22 protein-coding genes are annotated in these 21,800 nt (G+C 69.0%); 8 read left to right on the forward strand and 14 right to left on the reverse strand.

Annotation, left to right across the window (positions count from 1 at the left end):
* The first annotated feature begins 40 nt into the window (after positions 1 to 40).
* Both DFR40_RS07065 and fliB read left to right on the forward strand, forming a co-directional pair.
* On the forward strand, positions 41 to 505 hold the full coding sequence (locus tag DFR40_RS07065; RefSeq protein ID WP_121457777.1) for a Fur family transcriptional regulator: 465 nt from the start codon (positions 41 to 43) through the stop codon (positions 503 to 505).
* On the forward strand, positions 502 to 1,722 hold the full coding sequence (gene fliB, locus DFR40_RS07070) for a flagellin lysine-N-methylase (RefSeq protein ID WP_121457778.1): 1,221 nt from the start codon (positions 502 to 504) through the stop codon (positions 1,720 to 1,722). Before DFR40_RS07065 ends, fliB begins: the two co-directional genes overlap by 4 nt.
* Here the strand turns inward: fliB and DFR40_RS07075 are convergent, their stop codons facing one another.
* From DFR40_RS07075 to DFR40_RS07085, 3 genes are read right to left on the reverse strand one after another with little or no spacing between them, the layout of a single operon-like run.
* Positions 1,723 to 2,460: a flagellar brake protein gene (locus tag DFR40_RS07075; RefSeq protein WP_121457779.1), complete on the reverse strand. Its 738-nt coding sequence runs from the start codon at positions 2,458 to 2,460 to the stop codon at positions 1,723 to 1,725. It lies immediately after the preceding gene.
* A complete protein-coding gene (locus DFR40_RS07080; protein ID WP_121457780.1) occupies positions 2,457 to 3,311 on the reverse strand; it encodes an NAD(P)-dependent oxidoreductase in 855 nt (284 codons plus the stop codon). The genes DFR40_RS07075 and DFR40_RS07080 overlap by 4 nt, the downstream gene beginning before the upstream one ends.
* Positions 3,308 to 4,174: an NAD(P)-dependent oxidoreductase gene (locus DFR40_RS07085; protein ID WP_121457781.1), complete on the reverse strand. Its 867-nt coding sequence runs from the start codon at positions 4,172 to 4,174 to the stop codon at positions 3,308 to 3,310. Before DFR40_RS07085 ends, DFR40_RS07080 begins: the two co-directional genes overlap by 4 nt.
* A gap of 126 nt (positions 4,175 to 4,300) precedes the next feature.
* Here DFR40_RS07085 and DFR40_RS07090 point away from each other — a divergent pair, with 126 nt between their 5' ends.
* The 4 genes from DFR40_RS07090 to DFR40_RS07105 are packed head-to-tail and all read left to right on the forward strand — an operon-like array spanning position 4,301 to position 8,911.
* On the forward strand, positions 4,301 to 5,731 hold the full coding sequence (locus DFR40_RS07090; protein WP_245985626.1) for an efflux transporter outer membrane subunit: 1,431 nt from the start codon (positions 4,301 to 4,303) through the stop codon (positions 5,729 to 5,731).
* A complete protein-coding gene (locus tag DFR40_RS07095; RefSeq protein ID WP_121457782.1) occupies positions 5,728 to 7,011 on the forward strand; it encodes an efflux RND transporter periplasmic adaptor subunit in 1,284 nt (427 codons plus the stop codon). Before DFR40_RS07090 ends, DFR40_RS07095 begins: the two co-directional genes overlap by 4 nt.
* Positions 7,008 to 7,712, forward strand: a complete 705-nt coding sequence (locus DFR40_RS07100) for an ABC transporter ATP-binding protein (protein WP_121457783.1) — start codon at positions 7,008 to 7,010, stop codon at positions 7,710 to 7,712. The genes DFR40_RS07095 and DFR40_RS07100 overlap by 4 nt, the downstream gene beginning before the upstream one ends.
* Positions 7,703 to 8,911: an ABC transporter permease gene (locus tag DFR40_RS07105; RefSeq protein ID WP_121457784.1), complete on the forward strand. Its 1,209-nt coding sequence runs from the start codon at positions 7,703 to 7,705 to the stop codon at positions 8,909 to 8,911. Before DFR40_RS07100 ends, DFR40_RS07105 begins: the two co-directional genes overlap by 10 nt.
* Positions 8,912 to 8,913: 2 nt before the next feature.
* Here DFR40_RS07105 and DFR40_RS07110 read toward each other — a convergent pair whose 3' ends face one another.
* From DFR40_RS07110 to DFR40_RS16935, 3 genes are read right to left on the reverse strand one after another with little or no spacing between them, the layout of a single operon-like run.
* Positions 8,914 to 9,201: a hypothetical protein gene (locus tag DFR40_RS07110; RefSeq protein ID WP_121457785.1), complete on the reverse strand. Its 288-nt coding sequence runs from the start codon at positions 9,199 to 9,201 to the stop codon at positions 8,914 to 8,916.
* Entirely contained in the window at positions 9,198 to 10,529 is a 1,332-nt protein-coding gene (locus tag DFR40_RS07115) for a hemolysin family protein (protein ID WP_121457786.1), read from the reverse strand. The genes DFR40_RS07110 and DFR40_RS07115 overlap by 4 nt, the downstream gene beginning before the upstream one ends.
* The gene (locus DFR40_RS16935) at positions 10,502 to 10,729 is read right to left on the reverse strand and encodes a hypothetical protein (protein WP_147431295.1); all 228 of its coding nucleotides are present in this window, start codon (positions 10,727 to 10,729) and stop codon (positions 10,502 to 10,504) included. The genes DFR40_RS07115 and DFR40_RS16935 overlap by 28 nt, the downstream gene beginning before the upstream one ends.
* A gap of 182 nt (positions 10,730 to 10,911) precedes the next feature.
* Between DFR40_RS16935 and DFR40_RS07120 the strand changes: the two genes are divergently transcribed.
* Both DFR40_RS07120 and DFR40_RS07125 read left to right on the forward strand, forming a co-directional pair.
* The gene (locus tag DFR40_RS07120) at positions 10,912 to 11,424 is read left to right on the forward strand and encodes a TIGR00645 family protein (protein ID WP_121457787.1); all 513 of its coding nucleotides are present in this window, start codon (positions 10,912 to 10,914) and stop codon (positions 11,422 to 11,424) included.
* A 67-nt stretch (positions 11,425 to 11,491) separates the two neighbouring features.
* Positions 11,492 to 12,358, forward strand: a complete 867-nt coding sequence (locus DFR40_RS07125; protein ID WP_121457788.1) for a flagellar filament capping protein FliD — start codon at positions 11,492 to 11,494, stop codon at positions 12,356 to 12,358.
* A 57-nt stretch (positions 12,359 to 12,415) separates the two neighbouring features.
* Here DFR40_RS07125 and DFR40_RS07130 read toward each other — a convergent pair whose 3' ends face one another.
* The 8 genes from DFR40_RS07130 to DFR40_RS07165 form a co-directional block, all read right to left on the reverse strand.
* The gene (locus DFR40_RS07130; RefSeq protein WP_121457789.1) at positions 12,416 to 12,637 is read right to left on the reverse strand and encodes a YgaP family membrane protein; all 222 of its coding nucleotides are present in this window, start codon (positions 12,635 to 12,637) and stop codon (positions 12,416 to 12,418) included.
* Positions 12,634 to 15,840 carry an efflux RND transporter permease subunit gene (locus DFR40_RS07135; RefSeq protein ID WP_121457790.1) on the reverse strand — a complete coding sequence of 1,069 codons (3,207 nt, stop codon included), beginning with the start codon at positions 15,838 to 15,840 and terminating at the stop codon, positions 12,634 to 12,636. Before DFR40_RS07135 ends, DFR40_RS07130 begins: the two co-directional genes overlap by 4 nt.
* Positions 15,841 to 15,843: 3 nt before the next feature.
* Positions 15,844 to 16,830, reverse strand: coding sequence for an efflux RND transporter periplasmic adaptor subunit (locus tag DFR40_RS07140; protein ID WP_245985627.1), 987 nt, complete (start codon positions 16,828 to 16,830; stop codon positions 15,844 to 15,846).
* A gap of 61 nt (positions 16,831 to 16,891) precedes the next feature.
* Positions 16,892 to 18,169: an MFS transporter gene (locus tag DFR40_RS07145; protein WP_121457792.1), complete on the reverse strand. Its 1,278-nt coding sequence runs from the start codon at positions 18,167 to 18,169 to the stop codon at positions 16,892 to 16,894.
* A gap of 62 nt (positions 18,170 to 18,231) precedes the next feature.
* Entirely contained in the window at positions 18,232 to 18,537 is a 306-nt protein-coding gene (locus tag DFR40_RS07150) for a c-type cytochrome (protein WP_121457793.1), read from the reverse strand.
* Between the two features lie 43 nt (positions 18,538 to 18,580).
* The gene (locus DFR40_RS07155; RefSeq protein WP_121457794.1) at positions 18,581 to 18,970 is read right to left on the reverse strand and encodes a response regulator; all 390 of its coding nucleotides are present in this window, start codon (positions 18,968 to 18,970) and stop codon (positions 18,581 to 18,583) included.
* Positions 18,967 to 21,330, reverse strand: coding sequence for an ATP-binding protein (locus DFR40_RS07160; protein ID WP_121457795.1), 2,364 nt, complete (start codon positions 21,328 to 21,330; stop codon positions 18,967 to 18,969). The genes DFR40_RS07155 and DFR40_RS07160 overlap by 4 nt, the downstream gene beginning before the upstream one ends.
* The gene (locus tag DFR40_RS07165; RefSeq protein WP_170160171.1) at positions 21,327 to 21,716 is read right to left on the reverse strand and encodes an Hpt domain-containing protein; all 390 of its coding nucleotides are present in this window, start codon (positions 21,714 to 21,716) and stop codon (positions 21,327 to 21,329) included. The genes DFR40_RS07160 and DFR40_RS07165 overlap by 4 nt, the downstream gene beginning before the upstream one ends.
* Between the last annotated feature and the right edge of the window lie 84 nt (positions 21,717 to 21,800).

A 21,800-nucleotide genomic window follows, 5' to 3' on the forward strand; every position in this document is an offset into this window, starting at 1 on the left:
GATGTTATAACATCGCATATCCGCCACCAAGTCGAATTCGATGAATAGTGATCTCAGCGATGCCACGCAGGCGCTTGAACGCGCCGCGGCGAGCTGCCGCGAGCGCGGTGCCAGCCTGACCGCGATCCGCCGCGAAGTGCTCGCACTGCTCTACCGGACGCCCAAGGGCATCAAGGCCTACGACCTGCTCGAGCAGATGCGGCAGACGCGCGGCAACGCCTCGCCGCCGACCGTTTACCGCGCCCTCGACTTCCTGATCGAGCAGGGCCTGGCGCACAAGATCGGCCGCATGAACCTGTTCGTCGCCTGCCGCCACGGCGCCCACTCGTCGCCCAGCCTGTTCCTGGTCTGCCCGAAGTGCAACGGCGTCACCGAACTGGAAGACCCGGACATGGTCACCAGTCTCTACGCCAGCCTGGCCGCCACCGGCCACCGCCTGGACAGCCCGGAAGTCGAGATCAGCGCCGTCTGCCCGCAGTGCGTCGCCGGCCGGGAAGCGGCGTGAACGACGCCGGCGCCCTGGCGCCGCTGGCCTATGCCGCCTTCCGCTGCATCGGCGAAGCCTGCGAGGACCACTGCTGCCAGCGCTGGGCGATCAACATCGACCGGCGCAGCTTCGCCGACTACCGGCGCAGCACCCACCCGCAACTGCAGCCGCTCTTCGCGGCCGCCCTGCAGCGCAACCCGAAAGCCCGCGGCGAGCAGGACTACGGCCGGCTGACGCTGGCCGCCGACGGCGCCTGCCCGATGCTCGACGCCCGCAAGCTCTGCCGGATCCACGCCGAGCTCGGCCCCGGCGCGCTGTCCACCACCTGCGCCAGCTTTCCGCGGCAGGCCAGCCGCTGCGGCGACGAATTCGAGTACGCGCTCGACCTCAGCTGTCCCGAGGCCGCGCGCATGGTGCTGCTCGACCCGGCGCCGATGGCCTTTGGCGAAGTCCCCCGCGATCCCCGGCTGGAGCTGCTGGCAACCCGCCGGCCACGCCCGGAGAAGGCCAGCGCCGAACTCCTCAACGACTTGCGGGCGCTGGTCATCGGCCTGCTCCAGCAACGCCAGGCCGGCATCGAAACCCGCCTCTGGCTGCTCGGCAAGCTGATCCGCGCCTGCGCCGAGGCCGGCGGCCCGGCCGGCCTGCCGGCGGCGATCGGCGGGTTCCTCGGCGTTTTCGACGAACTGCCGGCCATCGAACAGGAAATGGCTGCGCTGCGCCCGGACCCGGTCCAGCGCGCCCGGCTGTTCCGGGCGATCCTCGCCGAACTCCGGCACGACTGCCAGGACGGCCCGTTGCGCGAGCTCTACGGCGAAGCAATGGCCGGCCTCGGCTTCAGCGCCGCCGCCGGCGAGGATTTCGCGGCACTGGCCGGACGCCATGCGGCAATCGCCAGCGCCGCCGTGCTGCCGTTCGAGCAGCGCCAGCCGCAGCTGGCCGAGCACTATCTGGTCAGCCAGGTGTTCCAGTCGCGGTTCCCGCTGCGCAGTCCGGACCTGCTCGCGCAGTACCGCGAACTGGCCTGCCTGCATCTCGTCTGCCGCTGCTTCATGTTCGGCCTGGCCGGCCACCACGGCGGCATCGACGAAGCGCTGGCGATCCGCTTCCACCACGCGCTCAGCCGGATCGTCGCGCACAGCCCCGATTACCTGGCGCAACTGGCGCCGGCGCTGCAACGCCGGCTCGACATCGACGTCCAGTCGCTGCTGTTGCTGGTCGCCCTGCGCCCCTGATCAGACCAGGCCGTGCCGTTCGCGCTCGACGCGAATGATGTAGCGCTGGACGATGTTCTGGCCGGCTGCCGGCAGCGCGTCGAAAGCCAGGCCGAGGCGCCAGTAGCGCTGGCCGTTGCGCCCTTCGCGCTCGGTCAGGTGGCGGATGTCGGCGGCGCAGGCGAGTTCGTGCGCCCCTTCGTCGAGCTGGAAATGGCAGGCCTGCAGGCGGTCGCCGCGCGCCGCGCCGGCGGGCAGGCTGGCCGCGTTGAGGCCGATGCCGGCGACCGAGATGTCGTGCACCGGCAGTTGCAGCAGGCTACCGTCGGCCAGCCGGCCAGTGAAACCGAGCGGCCGGCCGCGCGGCGTCTCGATGCGGAAGCTTTCGCGCCGCTGCAGGCGGACGATGTGCCCGGGCAGGTCGGCGACGAAGGCCGGACGACCGGCAAAGGTCGCCGCCCGGATGCGCTGGCCGGCGAACTGGACATGCACGCCCTCCGGTCGGCCGACGAAGACCCCGTGGCCGGCGGCTAGCAGGCGCCGGTTTAGCGCCTCGGCACCGCTGCTGTCGAAGGTCAGCGTCGCCCGCTCGGGGTCGGCGGCAAGCAATGTGGTGAGGAACAACTCGTCGCCGAAATGCAGCGAAAAGCGCTCGCCGTCGCGCGCCATCGCCGCCAGCGTGAAGGCGACGGCGCGCCGGCCGGTGATGTGAAAGCGCGCTTCGATCTCGGCTTCGGACAACTGTGCCAGCTGGCTCACGCGGCCTCCAGCACGCGCAGCAGCGAGCTCGTGTCGTCCTTGCCGAAGCCCAGCGCCATCAGCGCGTTGAGCTGCTGCGCGACGCTCGCCGTCAACGCTACCGGCACACCGCTCTGGCGCGCCGCGGCGAGGACCAGCCCGAAATCCTTGTGATGCAGGCGGGCTTCAATGCCGGCGGCAAAGTCACGGTCGACCATGCGCTGGCCCATGATTTCCAGCACGCGCGAGCCGGCCGAGCCGCCGGCCAGCGCCTGTTTCACTTTCGCCGGATCGACGCCGGCCGCCCTGGCCAGGTGCATCGCTTCGGCGACCGCCTCGATGGCGGCGACCATGATCATCTGGTTGCAGGCCTTGGCGACCTGGCCGGCGCCGTTCGGGCCAACATGGACGATGCGCTGGCCGAGCGTCTCGAGCAGCGGGCGTACCCGTTCGAGCACCGCCGCGTCGCCGCCGGCCATGATCGCCAGCGTCGCCGCGATCGCCCCCTGCTCGCCGCCGGAAACCGGCGCGTCGAGCATGGCGATGCCCCGTTCCGCCAGCCGGCCGGCGATGCGCCGCGCGACATCCGGCGCAATGGTCGAGCAATCGACCAGCACGCTGCCCGGCGCCATGCCGTGGATCAGGCCATTTTCGCCGAGGGCGACGCCTTCGACGTCGGCGCTCGAGGTGATGATCGTGAACACCACCTCGCAGGCGGCACCGAGCGCCGCCGGCGTGGCATGGACGGTGGCCGGCAGGCCGGCGCAAGTTTGCGGTCGACGCGCCCAGACGTGCAATTCCTGGCCGGCCGCATGCAGGTGCAGGGCCATCGGGCGCCCCATCGCGCCCAGACCGATGAAGCCGACCTTCATGCCTGTCCCGAGAGACTTTCCAGGAGTTTGAGCACGGCGATCGAATCCTCCTCGCCGAGGCCCGAGCCGACCATCGCGTTGAACATCTGCGCGGTCGCCGCCGAGCCGGGCAGGCACAGCCCGAGCTCGTGCGCCGTCTGCATCACGATGTTGAGGTCCTTCTCGTGCATCCAGCTCTTGAAGCCCGGCTGGAAATTGCGGTCGAGCATGCGTTGACCGTGATTCTCGAGGATCTTCGAATAAGCGAAGCCGCCGAGCAGCGCCTCGCGCACCTTGCCACGGTCGACGCCGTTTTTCGAGGCAAAAGCCATCGCCTCGGCAACCGCCAGCACGCCCATGCCGGTGACGATCTGGTTGGCTGCCTTGGTCACCTGCCCGGCGCCGGGGCCGCCGACGTGGACGATGTTCTTGCCCATGCATGCAAACGCGGGCTTAGCCCGGGCGAAGGCGGCGTCGGAGCCGCCGGCCATGATAGCCAGGCTGCCGGCGATGGCGCCGACTTCGCCGCCGGATACCGGCGCATCGATGAAATCGACGCCGGCCGCCGCCAGTTCGGCGTGGATGGCGCGAGCCGCCGCCGGCGCGATGGTGCTCATGTCCACGGCGACCAGCCCGCGGTTGCCGGCGCTGGCGACGCTGCGCATGACGTCGGCGACGTCCGGCGCATCGGCGACCATCGAGATCACCAGATCCTGGCCTTTGGCCACTGCCGCCGGCGACGCTGCACCGACGGCGCCGGCGTCGAGCAGCGGCTGCATCGATTCGGCGCGACGCGCCCAGACGGCAACCTGATGGCCACCCTTCAACAAGTTCAGCGCCATGGGGCGGCCCATGATGCCGAGGCCGATAAAACCGATCTTCATGCCCAACTCCTCCGTGAATGGCCGGAATTCTAGCCGATTGCCGCAAAACCCCGGCGGCAGCGGCAAGGAAGCAAACAAATACAGCTTCTTAACCGCGCTTAACGCGCCTGCAGGCGATCATCCGCCATGCCGATGAACACCGACCGCCGCCCCACCGCCAAGTTCCCCCACCGCCTCGCCGCACTGGCCTGCCTGGTGCTCGCCAGCTGCACCTCGCTGCCCTCGGTCGGCCCGGCCTACCGGATTCCCGCCTTCACCTTGCCAACCGCCTGGCGGTCGGCCACGCCACCGCCGGCCGAGCCGGCGACGCTGCGCAACTGGTGGCAGCAGCTTGATGACGGCGAACTCGACCGGCTGATCGCCCGGGCACTGGCCGCCAATTCCGACCTGCAGCAAGCCGAAGCCCGCCTGCGCCAGGCGCGGGCCACCCGTAGCCAGGCCGTCGGCGCCCTCTTCCCGAGCCTCGCCGCAAGCACCGGCGCCAACCGCCAGCATGCGCCCGAGAGCACGTCTACGCTCTACGACGCCGGCTTCGACGCATCCTGGGAAATCGATCTGTTCGGCGGCCGCCGGCGCGGCCTCGAGGCCGCCACCGCCGATACCGCCGCCGTTGCCGCCCGCCTCGAGAACACCCGCGTCTCGCTGCTCGCCGAAGTCGCGCAGAACTACATCGAACTGCGCAGCTACCAGCAGCGCCTGGCAATTGCCCGCGACAATCTGGAAACCCAGGGCGAAACCACCCGCCTCGCCGAGTGGCGGCTGCAGGCCGGGCTCGGCCGCAGCAGCGACGTCGAGCAGGCGATCGCCAGCCGCGAGCAGACGCGTGCCAGCCTGCCCGACCTCGAGATCGGGCTGGCTGCCGCCGGCAACCGGCTGGCCGTGCTCACCGGCGAGCTGCCCGGGACCCTGGCAACGACGCTGGCCAAGCCGGCGCCGCTGCCGGACGTGCCGGCCGACCTGGCGACCGGCATTCCGGCCGAGGTGCTGACCCGCCGCCCCGACCTGATCGCCGCCGAACGCCAGCTTGCCGCCGAGACCGCGCGCACCGGCCAGAAGCTGGCGGCACGCTTTCCCAGCCTGACGCTGAATGCCAGCTTCGGCTGGCAGGCCTACAGCCTCGGCGCGCTCGGTGGCAGCGACACGCTGCTGCGCACCCTGGCCGGATCGCTGGCGGCGACGCTGTTCGACGGTGGCCGCCTGCGCGCCGCCGTCGATGCGCAACAGGCCGTCGCCGAGGAAGCGCTGGCCGCCTACCGGGGCAGCGTGCTGGGGGCGATCGAGGAAGTCGAGAACGCCCTCTTCGCCCACGCCGCCGCCCGCGACCGCCTCGCCGCCCGGCGCCTGGCCGCCGACGCCGCGCGCAACGCCGCCCTGCTTTCCCGCCAGCTGTACGAATCCGGTCTCGCCGATTTCCGCGACGTGCTCGACAGCGAACGCACCCGCCTCTCCGCCGAAGACAACCTGGCGCTCGCCGAGGCCAGCCAGCTGAGCTCGCTGGTCAAGCTCTACAAGGCGCTCGGCGGCGGCTGGGACAACACTGCAACGGACACCCCATGACGACCCCGCTCCCGCCCGACGACAACCTGCGGCAACTGCTCGATGCCGCCCGCAGCAAAACGCCGACCGGCAACCGGCGACGCTGGCTCCTCACCGCCTGCGGGCTGCTTGCCAGCGTCGTGCTGGCGATCGCAGCCGCCGGCAAGCCGGCGCCCGCCGGCCAGTATCTGACCGAACCGGCAGCCCGCGGCGCCCTGGTGGTCACGGCCACGGCCAGCGGCACCCTGCAGCCGACCAAGTCGGTCGACGTCGGCAGCGAGCTGTCGGGAACGCTGGCAGACGTCCGCGTCCAGGAAAACGACGTCGTCAGTCGTGGCCAGGTGCTGGCCCGGCTCGATACCGCCAAGCTCGAGGACGCGGTGATCGAGTCGCGCGCCGCCGTCGCCGCGGCCACCGCCGGCGTCGCCGAAGCCCGCGCGACGCTCGCCGAAAGCCGTGCTGCGCTGGCCCGCATGCAACGCGTCGCCGAGCTTTCCGGCGGCAAGGTGCCGGCCCGCACCGAACTCGAAACCGCCGAGGCCGCGGTCCTCCGCGCCCAGGCCGCCGAAGCCAGCGCCATCGCACAGGTGACCAAGGCGCAGGCGACGCTGAAAACCAACGAGACCAACCTGACCAAGGCGACCGTGCGCTCGCCGGTCGACGGCGTCGTGCTGACGCGCAAGGTCGAACCCGGACAGACGGTCGCCGCGCAGATGACGACGCCGGTGTTGTTCGTGCTCGCCGAAGACCTGACCCGGATGGAGCTGCAGGTCAAGGTCGACGAGGCCGACGTCGCCGCCGTCCAGCCCGGGCAACCGGCCAGCTTCACCGTCTCGGCCTGGCCGGGGCGCAAGTTTCCGGCCAGCATCCGGCGCGTCGGCCTGGGCGCGACGACAACCGACAACGTGGTCACCTACAAGACCGTGCTCGAGGTCGCCAATGACGACCTGGCGCTGCGTCCGGGCATGACCGCGACCGCCACCGTGGTCACCGCCGAACGCCGGGATGCCTTGCTGGTCGCCAACGCTGCGCTGCGCTACGTTCCCGCGACGACACCGGAGGTCGGCGGCGGCAGCCTGCTCGGCCGCCTGGTGCCGCGCCCGCCCGAGCAGCCGAAGCCCCGCCCGGCGCCGGCCGCCGCCAGCGGCAAGTCGGCGCAGGTCTGGGTGCTCGACAACGGCACGCCGCGCGCCGTCGACGTCGTCACCGGCGTCAGCAACGGCCGTTTCACCGAGATCACCGGCGGCCCGCTGCAGGCCGGCATGGCCGTGATCACCGACTACCGGGCGGCAAAACCGTGAATCCGGAACCCCTGGTCGAACTGCGCGGCATCACCCGCACCTACGGGCATGGCGACGTCGCCTTCCAGGCGCTGCGCGGCATCGACCTCGCCATCGCCGCCGGCGAGTTCGTCGCGGTGATGGGACCGAGCGGTTCCGGCAAATCGACGGCGATGAACCTGCTCGGCTGCCTCGACACGCCGAGCAGCGGCGCCTACCGCTTCCGCGGCATCGCCGTCGAGCAGCTCGACCGCAACCAGCGCGCGCTGCTGCGCCGGCGCTGCCTGGGCTTCGTCTTCCAGGGCTTCAACCTGCTGGCACGGACGACGGCACTGGAGAACGTCGAGCTGCCGCTGCTCTACCGCGGCGAACCGGTCGCCGAGCGCCATGCGGCGGCGCGCGCCGCGCTGCAACGGGTCGGCCTGGCCGAACGCGCGGGGCACACGCCGGCCGAGCTTTCCGGCGGCCAGCAGCAGCGCGTGGCGATCGCCCGCGCCATCGTCACCAATCCGCTGCTGCTGCTCGCCGACGAGCCGACCGGCAACCTCGACAGCCAGCGCAGCCACGAGATCATGGAACTGCTGGTGGCGCTCAACCGCGAACAGGGCATCACCGTCGTCATGGTCACCCACGAGCCGGACATGGCGGCCTACGCCAGCCGCTGCGTGCATTTCGTCGACGGCCGCGTCGACCGCGACAGCCGCCAGACATCATGCTCCTGAACGCCCTGCTGCTCGCCCTGCGCGAAATCCGCCGCAACCTGCTGCGCTCCTTCCTGACCGTGCTCGGCATCGTCATCGGCGTCGCCGCGGTGATCACCATGGTGACGCTGGGCAACGGCGCGACGCGCATGGTCGCCGAGCAGATTTCCAGCCTCGGCAGCAATCTGCTGATGGTGATGCCCGGCCAGCGCCTCGGTCCGGGGCGCGACAGTGCCGGCGCGCCGAAATTCCGGATTGGCGACGTCGAGGCGATCCGCCAGCAGGTTGGCGGCCTGCAGGCGGTGGCGCCGCAGGTCGGCAGCGCGGTGACGCTGGTCGCCGGGACGCAGAACTGGTCGTCCACGGTCAACGGCACCAGCAACGAATATTTCACCGCCGGCAACTGGACGCTGGCCGCCGGCCGGCGCTTCAGCGACGACGAGGAACAGGCCGGCAAGGCCGTCTGCATCATCGGCCAGACCGTGCGCAAGGAATTGTTCGGCAGCGCCAGCCCGCTCGGCAACAGCATCCGCGTCAAGTCCTTCAGCTGCGAGGTGATCGGCCTGCTCGCCGGCAAAGGTCAGGGCGGCATGGGCCAGGACCAGGACGATACGGTGCTGATGCCGCTCAATACCGTACAACGGCGACTGACCGGCAGCCTCGACATCGGCGGCATCCTGGTCTCGATGCGCGACGACGCCGATACGGCGACGGTCGTCGGCCAGTTGCGCGGGCTGCTGCGCGAACGGCGCAAGCTGGCCGCGAACGCCGACGACAACTTCAATGTGATGGACACCAAGCAGATCGCCGAGACGCTGTCCGGGACGATCGGCACGATGACCGCGCTGCTCGGGGCCGTGGCCGCGGTCAGCCTGCTCGTCGGCGGTATCGGGATCATGAACATCATGCTCGTGTCGGTCACCGAGCGGACCCGCGAGATCGGCATCCGGCTGGCCATCGGCGCACTGGAGCAGGAGGTGCTGCTGCAGTTCCTGATCGAGGCCGTGGTGCTCTCGGCGTTCGGCGGCCTGGTCGGCATCGCCCTGGCGCTGCTCGCCTGCCTTGGCCTGGCGACGCTGATGGGCATGCCCTTCCTGTTCAACCCGGGCATCAACCTGACCGCCTTCGCCTTCTCGGCGGCGATCGGCGTCGTCTTCGGCTATTTCCCGGCCCGCCGGGCGGCACGCCTCGATCCGATCGAGGCGCTGCGCCACGAATAGCGCTAGACCAGCACCGTCGCCCCCAGCCAGACGCCGGCCGAGGCACGCGACAGCGTCGAGGCCTGGCGGTGGCGCCAGATCGAGGCGACCAGGAACAGGTTGTAGGGCAGCACCAGCAGGTGCAGGGCCAGCCACAGCCCGCCGCTGGCGCCCTGGGTCAGGAGGATCAGCGAGGCGAGCGAGAAGAAGGCATTGACCAGCGTGCCGACCGAGAACATGTCCCACCAGAACAGCTGGTGAAAGGAAACGCGCCCCTGCCAGCGCTGGCCGAAGAAGGCGCGCCAGCTCATGGCGCCGTCCCCGCATCGGCATCGGCGTTGTCGCCGACGCTTGGCGCGGCTGGCAAAGGCGTCGCCAGCACCTTGTCGATACGCTTGCCGTCGAGATCGACGACCTCCAGCGTCCAGCCTTCCCAGTCGAGCTTGTCGCCGGTCGCGGCAAGCCGGCCAAGGAGCAGCATGAGCATCCCCGAGAGCGTGTGGTAGCGCCCCTTGTCTTCCTCGGGCACGCTCTTCAGGCCGAGCGTGTCCTTCAGCTCGAGCAGCGGGATCAGCCCGTCGAGCAGCCAGGAACCGTCGTCGCGCCGGACCGCCCAGGCGTCTTCCTTGTTCTTCGGGACGAACTCGCCGGTCACCGACTCGATCAGGTCCTGCAGCGTCACCATGCCGAGCACCTCGCCGTACTCGTCGACGACGAAGACGACGTGGGTGCCACTGCTGCGGAAATGCTCGAGCAGTTCCATGCCGGTCAGCGATTCGGGGACATACACCGCCGCCTGCAGTTTCTCGCTCAGGCTCGGCGTCGTTCCGCGCAGCGTCTTGCCGAGCAGCTGACGGGCGTTGAGGATGCCGACGATGTCCTCGAGGCCGTCGCGGCAGACCGGGAAGCGGGCGTGCTCGGACTCGGTGATGATCGCCAGGTTCTCGTCGAGCGGGCGGTTGATGTCGAGCCAGACGATTTCGGAACGCGGCACCATCAGCGACGAAATCTGCCGGTCATCGAGGCGGAAGACGTTGCGCACCATGTCGTGCTCGTTCTTCTCGATGACGCCGGCGGCCGACCCTTCGACCAGCATGGCGTGGATTTCCTCTTCGGTGACGCTCGGACCTCGCACTTCGCGCTGGCCGAGCAGGCGCAGGATCAGCGCGGTCGAGTTGGAGAGCAGCAGGACGAAGGGACGCGAGGCGACGGCAAGCAGGTTCATCGGCCGCGCCACCAGGCGGGCGATGCCCTCCGGGTCGATCTGGCCGATCCGCTTCGGGACCAGTTCGCCGACGACGATGGAAACATAGGTGACGACGACGACGACCAGCACCGTGGCGCCGATTTCGCTGAACCGCGGGTCGGCGCCGTAGCCCTGCAGCCACTCGGCGAGCGGGCCGGCCAGCGCAGCCTCGCCGACGATGCCGTTGAGGATGCCGATCGAGGTGATGCCGATCTGGACCGTGGACAGGAAGCGGGTCGGGTCTTCGCCGAGCTGCATGGCCACCACCGCGGCGCCGTCGCCGTCTTCCGCCAGCTTGGCCAGACGCGCCCGGCGGGCGGTGACCAGCGCGATCTCGGACATCGCGAAGAGGCCGTTGAGGACGATCAGCGCGACCAGGACAAGGATTTCCATGTCAGGCCTCCGCAGCCGGGCAAGGGTTGGCGAAGGATGACGAGTGGGACAACGGGCAACAGGAACAGTCGGTCATAGTGCGGCGCAGCGAGCGCCGCCGGGCCTTTCTTGAATGGGTGACAGGCGGATGATGCCGCAAAGGCCATCTGCCTGTCAGCCCCTGCGATTGCCAACGCTTCGCAAAAACGGAAGATTTTCATCGATTATTCCGAAAAACCAGACAAAACCGCGACCGAGGCCGGAACAGCCGGGAATTCACCGTTGCGCAGCGCAGCATCGACGCCCGGATAGCCGGCCCGTGCAATTGCCAGCCCTGGATTTCGCCGATGCGGCAACGCACAATAGCCAGCCCAATTATTAGCCCGTTGCAACGGAGAACCCCATGAAATCGCTCGAACAGAAACTCGAACGCCTGATGTTCAACAGCCGCTGGCTGCTGGCGCCCTTCTACGTCGGCCTGATCCTCGGCATCGTCATCCTGCTGGTCAAGTTCGTGAAGGAATTCGTCAGCCTCGTGCCGCAGGTATTCAGTGCCGACGGCAGCGACATCATCATCGGCATCCTCACGCTGATCGACGTGGTGATGATCGCCAACCTGCTGATCATCATCGTCTTTGCCGGCTACGAGAACTTCGTCTCGAAGATCAACACCGGCGACAACGAGGATCGCCCGAGCTGGATGGGCCACGTCGGCTTCGCCGACCTGAAGATGAAGCTGATCGGCTCGATCGTCGCGATTTCCGGCATCGAACTGCTCAAGGCCTTCATGCACGTCGGCACCTACACCAACGAGCAGCTCGCCTGGAAGGTCGGCATCCACATGACCTTCGTCGTCTCCGGCGTGCTCTTTGCGGTCATGGACAAGCTCGGCGGCAAGCATCACGCCGAGGAGTGAGCCCGGCCGGATTGCCGGCCCGCTTCTTGCTGCATTCGCACAGGACAGCATTGCGCGCGGAGGCAGCATGAACATCACCCTCACCCCGATTGCCGGCAGCAGCACCGCCGGCATCAGCCTGGCCGGGGCCGGCGGCCTCGATGGCAGCTTCCTGGCGCTGCTGCAACGCCAGGTGGAGACGCTGACGGCGAGCCTCCTCGATGCCCTGCCGGGTGCCGCCGGCGCCGGCAGCTTCGTCGCCGGGCGTAATCCGCTGCTGGCCGACCCCGAGTCGGCCTACCGGATGATGACCGAGATCAACCGTCGCGAAGTCGCTTACCAGGCCGAGTACGCCGAAATGCGCGAGATGGGCAGCGAGGTCGCGGCGCTGCGTGGCGCCGCCGATCGACTGGCGACGCTCGACGAGACCAGCAGCGACACGGCGATCGCCGCCGGCATCGACGACTTCGTCGCCGCCTACAACGCCTGGATCGACCGCTTCGACGAAGCCCTGGCCGCCGACGGCCTGCTCGCCGGCACGCAGGCGGCGACGGTCGCGCAATGGGAGCTGGAGAAGAGCATCGAGAGCATCTTCCACGGCGCCGCCGGCGGCGTCCGCGGCATGACCGCGCTCGGCATCGTCATCGACCCGGTCAGCAACCGCGCCAGCCTCGACCGCCAGCAACTGGCCGGCGTCCTCGCCGGCAACCGCAGCGGCGCCGTCGGGGCCATCGACGACTTCGCTGCCAACTTCGCCCGCTCGGCCGAACTGCTCAACAGCGACGGCAACTTCATTGCCAACCGGCTGGCCAACCTGTCGCGGGTGATCGACTACATCGACCGCAACAAGGCAGCGCTGCAGATGGAATTCGGCCTCGGCGACGCGGCCCGGCCGAACCCCGAGGTCGCCCGCGCGCTGGCCGCCTATCGGGCGATGGGCGGCGCCGCCGGCTGAGCCGGAAAAGCGGCAAATCTTGCGGTCGACCGCAAGATTGCGGCAAAAACCGTCGCCTCAATTGCCGCAGGAGCCGCCGCCACGCACCCCGAGCCGGCGCAGCAGCTTCTCCGGCGGACAGAAACCGGTGAAGCCGCTCTGGAACAGGTTGAAGCCGACGAAGGCGGTGAACGCCAGGAACCACTCGGAAACGAAGAGCGGGCTGCCCTGCCAGCCGAGCGCCAGCGAGAGCATGACGAAGAAGCCGGCGAGGATGCGGATGATGCGTTCGGTGGTCATGCTTGATGCTCCTTGCGGAAAGCGGCGTAATAAAGGACCGGGATGACGACCAGGGTGAGCAGCGTCGCCACCAGGATGCCGAAGATCAGCGCCAGCGCCAGGCCGTTGAAGATCGGGTCGTCGACGATGAAGAGCGCGCCGAGCATCGCGGCCAGCGCGGTCAGCGCGATCGGCTTGGCGCGCACCGCCGCCGACTGGATCACCGCGGCGCGGAAATCGACGCCGGCGGCGACCTGCTGGCGGATGAAATCAACGAGCAGGATCGAGTTGCGGACGATGATGCCGGCCAGCGCGATCATCCCGATCATCGAGGTGGCGGTGAACTGGGCGCCGAACAACGCATGCCCGGGCATGACGCCGATGATCGTCAGCGGGATCGGCGCCATGATCACCAGCGGCACCAGGTAGCTACCAAAGTGAGCGACCACCAGCAGATAGATCAGGATCAAGCCGACCGCGTAGGCCAGGCCCATGTCGCGGAAAGTCTCGTAGGTGATCTGCCATTCGCCGTCCCACTTGATGCTGTAGCCGGCGTAGGGGTCGGCCGGCGGGCGGATGAACCATTCGCCGAGCCGGCCGCCTTCCTGCAATGGCATGCCCTCGCTCCGGCTGCGGATGTCGAACATGCCGTAGAGCGGCGAATCGAGCTTGCCGCCCATGTCGCCGAAGACCCGGACGACCGGCTGCAGGTCCTTGTGGTAGATGGTCTTCTCGCGCCCGGCCTGGCGCACCTCGACCAGTTCCGAGACCGGCACCAGATGGCCGTCGCCGGCGCGGACACGCAGCTTGAGCAGGGCATCGAGCGTCGATTTCTGCGCCGCCGGCAGCGTGATCCGCACCGGCACCGCAAACTTCGCCCCGGTATTGCGCAGCGGCGTGACGTCGAGGCCGCCCAGGCCGATGCCGACGATGTCGACGATGTCGCGCTGGGCGACGCCGAGTTGGGCGGCCTTGGCCTGGAGGACGTGCAGCACCAGCTTGCCGGCATCGGCGTCGATGCTGTCGTCGATGCCGACGATGTCGGGGGTCTGGGCAAAGACCCGGCGCAGCTGCCGGGCCACCTCGATCTGGCCGGCGTAGTCGGGACCATAGACCTCGGCGACGATCGGCGACAGCACCGGCGGCCCGGGCGGCACCTCGACCACCTTGGCGACGCCGCCGTTGCGCCGGCCGATGGCCTCGACCGCGTCGCGCAGCGAAACGGCGATGGCGTGGCTCTGCCGCGAGCGCTGCGCCTTGTCCACCAGGTTGACCTGGATGTCGCCCTTCTCCGGCGCCGAACGCAGGTAGTACTGGCGGACCAGGCCGTTGAAGTTGATCGGGCTGGCGCTGCCGGCGTAAGCCTGGTAATTGCTCACTTCCTCGACCGTGGCCAGCACGCCGCCGATTTCCTGGAGCACGCGCGCGGTTTCCTCGACCGGCGTGCCCAGCGGCATGTCGACGACGATCTGGAACTCGCTCTTGTTGTCGAAGGGCAGCATTTTCAGCACGACCCACTGGAAGTAGGCCAGCGACATTGAACCGAGGATCAGCACGACGACGGCGACGGCCAGCTTGAGGCGTGCCGCGCCCCCGCTCAGCGGATCGAGGAAGGGCGTCAGCAGCTTGCGGAACATGCCGTCGAGGCGGGCGTCCAGCGTCGTCACCGCCGCCGGACCATGGCCGGCGGCGTCGGCGCGCATCAGGCGCAGCGCCAGCCAGGGCGTGACGACGAAGGCGATGGCCAGCGAGATGGCCATGCCCATCGACGAATTGATCGGGATCGGGCTCATGTACGGTCCCATCAGCCCGGAGACGAAGGCCATCGGCAACAGCGCGGCAATCACCGTCAGCGTCGCCAGGATGGTCGGTCCGCCGACCTCGTCGACGGCGCCGGGGATGATCTCGCGCAAGGATTTTTCCGGATGCAGGCCTTGCCAGCGGTGGATGTTCTCGACGACGACGATGGCGTCGTCGACGAGGATGCCGATCGAGAAGATCAGCGCGAACAGCGACACCCGGTTCAGCGTGAAGCCCCAGGCCCAGGAGGCGAACAGGGTCGCCGCCAGGGTCAATGTCACGGCGATGCCGACGATCAGCGCTTCGCGCTTACCCAGGGCGAAGAACACCAGCAGTACAACAAAAGCGGTGGCGAAGGCCAGCTTGCCGATCAGTTTCTGCGCCTTCTCGGTCGCCGTCGCCCCGTAGTTGCGGGTAACCGTGACCTCGACGCCGTCCGGGATGACGACGTTTTTCAGGCTTTCGATGCGGTCGACCGTCGCATTCGCGATATCGGCGGCATTGACGCCGGGCTGCTTGGAAAGCTGCAGGGTCACCGCCGGGAACTCGCCCGCCTTCGTTCCGTGCCAGGCGTAACGCCGCGGCTGGTCGGGGCCGGCGTCGACCGTGGCGACGTCGCCCAGGTAAACCGGCTTGCGCTCGCGCACCGCGACCACCAGGTTTTTCACATCGGCCGCCGTCTCGAGGAGGGCGCCGGTTTCGACGAGGATTTCGCGATTGCCGCCGACCAGGCTGCCGGACGTCTGCGCGGTATTGGCCACGCTCAGCGCAGCAGCGATCTCCTGCGGCGTGATGGCAAAGGCGTTCATCCGCTCGCCGTCGAGCAGCACGCGCAGCACGTGGTCGGGGCCGCCGAGCGTGGACACGTCGCGCGTGCCCGGGATCCGTTTCAGTTCGATCTCGACCGCCCGCGCCACCTGCTGCAACTCGTAGGCCGAGCGCGCCGGATCGGCGGTATGGAAGGTCAGCGCGACGATCGGCACATCGTCGATGCCGCGTGGCTTGATCACCGGCTCGGCGACGCCGAGGCCGGCCGGCAGCCAGTCGCGGTGGCTGATCACGGTGTCGTGCAGGCGCAGCACCGCGTCGTTGTACTTGACGCCAACCGCGAACTGCACGGTGAGCACCGCCCGGCCCGGCTGCGCCATCGAATACACGTGTTCGACACCGTGCATGCGCGACAGCACCTGCTCGCCCGGCGTTGCCAGCAGGCTCTCGACGTCACGGACCGAGGCCCCGGGCCAGGCGACCAGCACGTCGGCCATGGTCACGTCGATCTGCGGCTCTTCCTCGCGCGGCGTCACCAGCGTCGCGAAAACACCGAGCAGGAAGGCGACCAGCGCCAGCAGCGGGGTGATGCGCGAATCCTGGAAGGCCGCAGCGAGGCGGCCGGCGATGCCCGGCGCGGCGGAGTCGGCGGCCACGGCCTAGTTGCCCGGACGCGGCGGCAACGCCGCCCGCCGCGCATCGACGACCACCTTGTCGCCGGCGGCCAGCCCCGCCAGCACCTCGAAGCCGCCGTCACCGACAGCTTCGCCCAGGCGCAGCTGGCGCAAGCTCAGCCGCCCGTCGGCCAGCTGCACATAGACAGCGGCGACTTCGCCGCGACGGAGCACGGCGCTGGCTGGCACGGTCAGCTTGTCGGCGCTGCCGGTGATGAAGCGGACGCGGGCGAACATGCCCGGCACGGCTTCCGGCAGCGGCGGCAGGCTGACGCGCACCAGCGACACGTGGGTCGCCGCGTCGGCGGTCGGCAGCAGTTGCACGGCGGTCGCCTCGACCGACTTGCCGAGTTCGGGAAACTCGACCCGCGCCGTGCGCACCCGGCGCATTTCCGCCAGTCGGTGCTGCGGGATGCTGGCGCTGACGCGCAGGCCGCCCGGCTGGTAGATCGTGAACAGCGGCGTGCCCGGCAGCGCCATGTCGCCGGCCTCGGCGTGGCGGCGGGCGACGACGCCGGCGATCGGGGCGACGATGGTGGCATGGCTCTGGCCGGCGCCGGCGGCGCTGCGCTCGGCGGCGGCGGCATCGAGATCGGCGCGGGCCTTGTCGAGCGCCGCCTGGCTGACGAAATTCTGTGCCTGCAACTGGCGCTGGCGCTCGTAGCTGAGCCGGGCCACCGTGTATTGCGCCTCGGCGGCACGCGCCGCCTCGCTCGCCTCGCGGGCGTCGAGGCGCATCAGCAGCGCCCCGCGGGCGACCGTCTGGCCGGCATCGGCGTGTACCTCGACGACGCGGCCGGCAACCCGCGCGCCAACCGTCGCCTGGTGCACCGCCTCGACCACCGATTCGGCGACAAAACCGAGGGCCACCGGCTGCGGGCGGACGACGACCACCGGCAAGGCGTCGGCCGCGAATGTCACGGTCGACGTCAGTCCGAGGGCAAAAACCAGAACGGCGGCGATGGGCTTCATGAATATAAGCATACGCTAATTCACGAAGCCGCCGCAAGCGCGGCGCGCCGTCAGGGGTCGATCAGGCAGCCTGCCAGATGTTGCGGCAGCCGGTTTCGCGGATGCGCCAGCTGGCTGCGGCACCGAGCGCCGCGCACAAGGTCACCGCGAGCACGCCGTGCTGCCAGGTGGCGACGTCGTAGACCCGGGCGCCGGCGAGCGTCTCGCCCTGCCAGCCGAGGTCCATGATCCAGCCGACGACCGGCTGCATGATTGCGGCACAGAGGAAGCCGCCCATGTTGGCGACGCTGGTCGACATCCCCGACAGCAAGGGCGGATTGACCTCCTTGGCACACGCCCAGGTCAGGCTGAAGCCGGCGGTGGACAGGCCGAGCAGGGCAAAAAGCGCGTACGACAGGGCCAGCGGCAGGGTCACGCAGGAGAGCAGAACCAGCCAGATCGCGACGTACAGGTGCGAGACCGCGATCATCACCGGCTTGCGCCGGCCGAGCCGGTCGGAAAGGCTGCCGATGAACAGGCAGCCGACAGCGAAGCCACCGAACCACAACGACAGGTGGCTGGCGGCGACGGCACGCTCCATGGCGTGCACCTGCATCAGGTAGGGTGTTGCCCACAAGCCGGCAAAGGTGAAGAACGAACCGGACATGCCGGTATTGACCAGCGCCGCCGGCCAGGTGGCGCGGTTGCGGATCACCGCCAGCAGGCTGGAGAGCACGGCGGTGCGGTCGAAACGCGGACGCACCGCCTCGCCCGAGGCGGTCGGCGCATCGCGGACGAGCAGCCAGCAGAGCACGCCGAGGACCAGCGACACCACGCCGACGCCGATGAACACGCCGCGCCAGCCGGTCGCCTGGGCGAGCGCCGAGAGCGGCGCCCCGGCCAGCACCGAGCCGAGGTTGCCGACCAGCATGCAGATGCCGACGATGGTCGCGAAGCGGTTTTCCTCGAACCACACGGCGACCAGCTTGAGCATCGCGATGAAGATCACCGAAACGCCGAGGCCGACCAGGGTGCGGCCAACCAGCGCGATCTCGAGCGTCGGCGCCAGGCCGAAGAGCAGGCTGCCGACGCCGCCGACCAGGCCGCCGAGTGCGAGGATCCGGCGCGGGCCGAGGGTATCGGCAAGGATCCCGGTCGGGATCTGCATGACCGTGTAGATGTAGAAATAGGTGGCGGCGAGCACGCCGAGCGAAGCCGCCGAGGTCTGGAAGGCGGCGGCCAGGTCCTGGGCGATGCCGGCCGGCGCGAAACGCTGGAAGAACGAAAGGATGTACGCCAGCGCGACGATGGCCAGGGCCATCCAGCGCCGTCGCCGCTGTTCGGAAGTCAACGGCTGCATGTCTGTCTCCGTCAGGTTGTGATGTCAGGCGCCTCTGCGGGCGCCTTGCTGCTCAGGCCAACTTACTTGAACGACAGGACCCACTTGGCCAGCGTCGCCGCCTCGGCATCGCTGACCGCGTTGGCGGGCATCGGCACCTTGCCCCATTCGTCCTTGCTGCCGCCCTTGATCTTGCCGGCGAGCGCCGCTTCGGCCCCCTTTTCGGCAGCGCGCTTGGCAGCGATTTCCTTGTAGCTCGGGCCGACGATCTTGCGTTCGATCGAGTGGCAGGTCATGCAGTTCTTGGCCTTGGCCAGCTCCTCCGAGGCCTGGGCCGGCGCCATGACGACGATCACGGTCAACAGCGCGGGAATGGCTTTTTTGATCATTATTTATCCTCCGTATGAATGGGGTCTTGGCCCCGCCCGGAGTCTAACCCGAGTTGCCGGAAAAGCGCAGCCACTCCCGCAGCTGGTCGGGCAGCGTCGTCCAGTTCACCGGCTTGGCCAGGTGTCGGGCCGGCAGGGCGGCCAGTGCCGCCGCGAAGGCGGCATCCTCGCGCCCGGTCAGGAGGACGATCGGCAGGTCCGTTCCGTCGCGGCGACGCAGTTCGGCAGCAACCTGCAGGCCATCGCGGCCGGGCATCTCGACATCGAGCAGGACGATGTCGAAGCGCCCCGGCTCGGCACAGGCGGCAAGCGCAGCATCGCCGTCGGCAACCAGGCACAGGTCGAAATCCGGCGCCGCGAGCACAGCCCGCAGCAGGATCGCCATGGTCGGATCGTCGTCGGCGGCAAGTACGCGGAGGGCTGTCATGCTCATCGCAACTCCTTGTCAAGCAAGGCCGCCAGGGCCTCGCGCACGGCATCCCATTCGCTGGCCAGGCCGGCATTGAGAGCCTGGACTTCCTCGGCCCGGCCGGCGCGGCACAAGCCCTCAACTTCGCGGCAGAGGCCGGCGAAACGCAGGGCGCCGACGTTGTAGCTGCTCGACTTGAGCGTGTGGCAGGCGCTCGCCATCGCCACCGCATCACCGGCCGCCAGCGCCTGCTGGTAATCCTGCCAGAGCCCTTCGCCCCCTCGCAGATAAGCCTCGACCAGTTGTCGGATCAGCGCATTGGCGCCGGCCGGCGCCAGGCTGCGCATCTGCTCGAAGGCCCCGGGATCAAGCGGACTCGCCGCCGTCAGCGCACCACCGCCGCTGGCCGTCGCTTGCGGCTTGCGCCGCTCGCGCGGCAGCCAGCGCTCGAGCACGGCCAGCATTTCCTCGCCGCGATAGGGTTTGGCCAGATAGTCGTCCATCCCCGCCGCCAGGCAGCGCTCACGATCATCGTTCATGGCGTTGGCGGTCAGCGCGACCACCGGCAGCCGCGGACTGCCGCCCTGCGTCTCGCGCTGGCGCAAGGCCGCGCAGGCGGAAAAACCGTCGAGCACCGGCATCTGGCAATCCATCAGGACCAGGTCGAAATGCTCCTGCGCAAGCATGTCCAGCGCCTGCTGGCCGTTGGTGACGACCAGTACCTGCAGGCCGAAGCGCTCGAGGTGGGTGCGTGCGACGATCTGGTTGCTCTCGTTGTCCTCGGCCAGCAAGACGCGTCCGCGCAAGCGCGGCAACGCCGGTTCGGCGGCCTCGGCCTGCGGCCCGACCCGGCGCAACGTCGCCGCAGCGTCAACGTCGGCCAGACCGGGTTCGACCAGCGGCAGTTCGAGCGAAACGGTAAAGCAGGCACCGGCGCCGGGCCGGCTATCGACGCCAATCGTGCCGCCCATCATGTCGACCAGGCGCCGGCAGATCGCCAGGCCGAGCCCGGTACCGCCAAAGCGGCGGGTGGTCGAGCCATCGGCCTGGGCGAAGTGCTCGAAGATGCGCTGCTGCGCCTCGAGCGGAATGCCGATGCCGCTGTCGCGCACCTGCAGTTCGCAGCGCAGACGATCGGCGGCGGCCGGCAGACGGCGCAGGACCACCGCGATTTCGCCCTGATCGGTGAACTTGACTGCATTGTTGAGCAGGTTGGCAACCACCTGGCGCAGGCGCAGCGCGTCCCCGCGGACCCGCAGGGAACCGGCGGCCGGCAGTTCGATCAGCAGGGCCAGGCCTTTCTTGTGCGCCGGGCGCGAGAATAGTTCGACCGCATCCTCGAGCAACTGGCCGAGGTCGAAAACCGTCTCCTCGAGTTCGAAATGCCCCGACTCGATCTTGGAAAAATCGAGCACGTCGTTGATGATCGCCAGCAGGTGGCGGCCGGAACGGTCGACCGCCTCGACGAACTGGCGCTGCGTCGGTGTCAGCTCGGTATTGAGCAGGAGTTCGGTCATTCCGAGAACGCCGTTCATCGGCGTCCGGATCTCGTGACTCATCGTTGCCAGGAACTCGCTCTTGGCCTGGCTGCCGGCCTCGGCCACCTCCTTCGCCTGGCGCAACTCGCGCGTGCGCTGCTCGACGATCTGCTCGAGGTTGCCGAGATGCGAGGCCAGCCAGTGGTCGCGCTCGCGAATCTGCGCGACCATCTGGTTGAAACCTTCGCTGAGACGGTCGAACTCGGCGATGTCGGCGTGCGGCGCGCGGGCATCGAGGCGACCGAGCGAGATTTCGGCCATGCTTTCGTTGAGCAGCCCGAGCGGCCGCATCGCCCCTTCGACCTCGGCCGCCTGCAGGCGCAGGATGACCCACAGCGCCAGCGCGAATTCGACCAGGATCAGCAGCGCGTAAGCCAGCAACTGCCCGTGCAACTGCGCCAGGTCGATACTGATCCCTATCCAGCCGACCTGAGCACCGTCACGCACGACCGGACCGGCAAAGTCGATGCGGTCCCAGGCCACGCGGTAACCGTCCCGGATGTCCTCAGGCCAGGCGTGAGGAACGGCCTCGACGTCCGGACGGCGATATTCGAAAAACAGGGCACCGCCGCTGCGGTAAAGGGCCAGCGAACGCAAGTCGGTCTGCGCATGCAGGATGTTCGCATAGCCGGGCGAAAGGACGTTTTCGTCGCCGTTCAGGCTGCCGGCAAATGTATCCTGGAGCAGCGCCAGGCGCGCCCGGCTTTCATCGATGCGCTCCCCGAGATTGAGCCATCCTGCGGTCAACAGGATCAGCAAGGCCAAAACCAGGAAGGCCGGCAGCAGGACCTTGAGATTGGTCCCGGTCAGGTGCCGGCTGAGCGATGCCGGCCGGCTCTGGCTCACGGTCGCTCCGGCAAGTCGCAGCCGGCGTCCTGCCAGGCCCGGGCAGCGGCGCCCCAGGCCCGGTCGAAGGCTTCACCGAGCAGCGTCCGCCAGTTCCCGGGTATCTCTTCGGGCTTGCCGTCGAGGCGCGAGAGCAGGGCCTTCTCGAGACGCTCGGCAGCCGCGGCCAGGGTCACCGCACCGACATTCGCCGCGGCGCTGCGCAGCGCATGCACCTGCCGGCGCTCGGCAGCGTCGTCGCCGACACTTGCCTGCCATGTCGTTTTCCAGCCGGCAAAATGATGCACGAAGAAACCGACCGCCTGCCACCACAGTTCAGGGCGATCAAGCATGCGGGCCACGGCATCCTCGACATCGAAGCCATCGAGCTTTTGGGGAATCAGCATCATCGGGGGACACCACCGGCATTGGGAGAAGTGGTCATTCTCCCGCGTCCGCCCAGAGGCAAGGTTGAAGAATCGTAAAGCCGG

Source organism: Azonexus fungiphilus, from assembly GCF_003634965.1.
GTDB classification, from domain to species: Bacteria; Pseudomonadota; Gammaproteobacteria; order Burkholderiales; family Rhodocyclaceae; genus Azonexus; species Azonexus fungiphilus.

Excerpts from the sequence above, each read along its gene's own strand:
- DFR40_RS07155 (WP_121457794.1), bottom strand. The coding sequence starts at position 18,970 with ATGAGCATGACAGCCCTCCGCGTACTTGCCGCCGACGACGATCCGACC.
- DFR40_RS07145 (WP_121457792.1), bottom strand. The coding sequence starts at position 18,169 with ATGCAGCCGTTGACTTCCGAACAGCGGCGACGGCGCTGGATGGCCCTG.
- DFR40_RS07120 (WP_121457787.1), top strand. The coding sequence starts at position 10,912 with ATGAAATCGCTCGAACAGAAACTCGAACGCCTGATGTTCAACAGCCGC.
- DFR40_RS16935 (WP_147431295.1), bottom strand. The coding sequence starts at position 10,729 with ATGAAAATCTTCCGTTTTTGCGAAGCGTTGGCAATCGCAGGGGCTGAC.
- DFR40_RS07090 (WP_245985626.1), top strand. The coding sequence starts at position 4,301 with ATGCCGATGAACACCGACCGCCGCCCCACCGCCAAGTTCCCCCACCGC.
- DFR40_RS07165 (WP_170160171.1), bottom strand. The coding sequence starts at position 21,716 with ATGCTGATTCCCCAAAAGCTCGATGGCTTCGATGTCGAGGATGCCGTG.
- DFR40_RS07065 (WP_121457777.1), top strand. The coding sequence starts at position 41 with ATGAATAGTGATCTCAGCGATGCCACGCAGGCGCTTGAACGCGCCGCG.
- DFR40_RS07110 (WP_121457785.1), bottom strand. The coding sequence starts at position 9,201 with ATGAGCTGGCGCGCCTTCTTCGGCCAGCGCTGGCAGGGGCGCGTTTCC.
- DFR40_RS07115 (WP_121457786.1), bottom strand. The coding sequence starts at position 10,529 with ATGGAAATCCTTGTCCTGGTCGCGCTGATCGTCCTCAACGGCCTCTTC.
- DFR40_RS07095 (WP_121457782.1), top strand. The coding sequence starts at position 5,728 with ATGACGACCCCGCTCCCGCCCGACGACAACCTGCGGCAACTGCTCGAT.
- DFR40_RS07125 (WP_121457788.1), top strand. The coding sequence starts at position 11,492 with ATGAACATCACCCTCACCCCGATTGCCGGCAGCAGCACCGCCGGCATC.
- DFR40_RS07130 (WP_121457789.1), bottom strand. The coding sequence starts at position 12,637 with ATGACCACCGAACGCATCATCCGCATCCTCGCCGGCTTCTTCGTCATG.
- DFR40_RS07085 (WP_121457781.1), bottom strand. The coding sequence starts at position 4,174 with ATGAAGATCGGTTTTATCGGCCTCGGCATCATGGGCCGCCCCATGGCG.
- DFR40_RS07105 (WP_121457784.1), top strand. The coding sequence starts at position 7,703 with ATGCTCCTGAACGCCCTGCTGCTCGCCCTGCGCGAAATCCGCCGCAAC.
- DFR40_RS07140 (WP_245985627.1), bottom strand. The coding sequence starts at position 16,830 with ATGAAGCCCATCGCCGCCGTTCTGGTTTTTGCCCTCGGACTGACGTCG.
- DFR40_RS07150 (WP_121457793.1), bottom strand. The coding sequence starts at position 18,537 with ATGATCAAAAAAGCCATTCCCGCGCTGTTGACCGTGATCGTCGTCATG.
- DFR40_RS07080 (WP_121457780.1), bottom strand. The coding sequence starts at position 3,311 with ATGAAGGTCGGCTTCATCGGTCTGGGCGCGATGGGGCGCCCGATGGCC.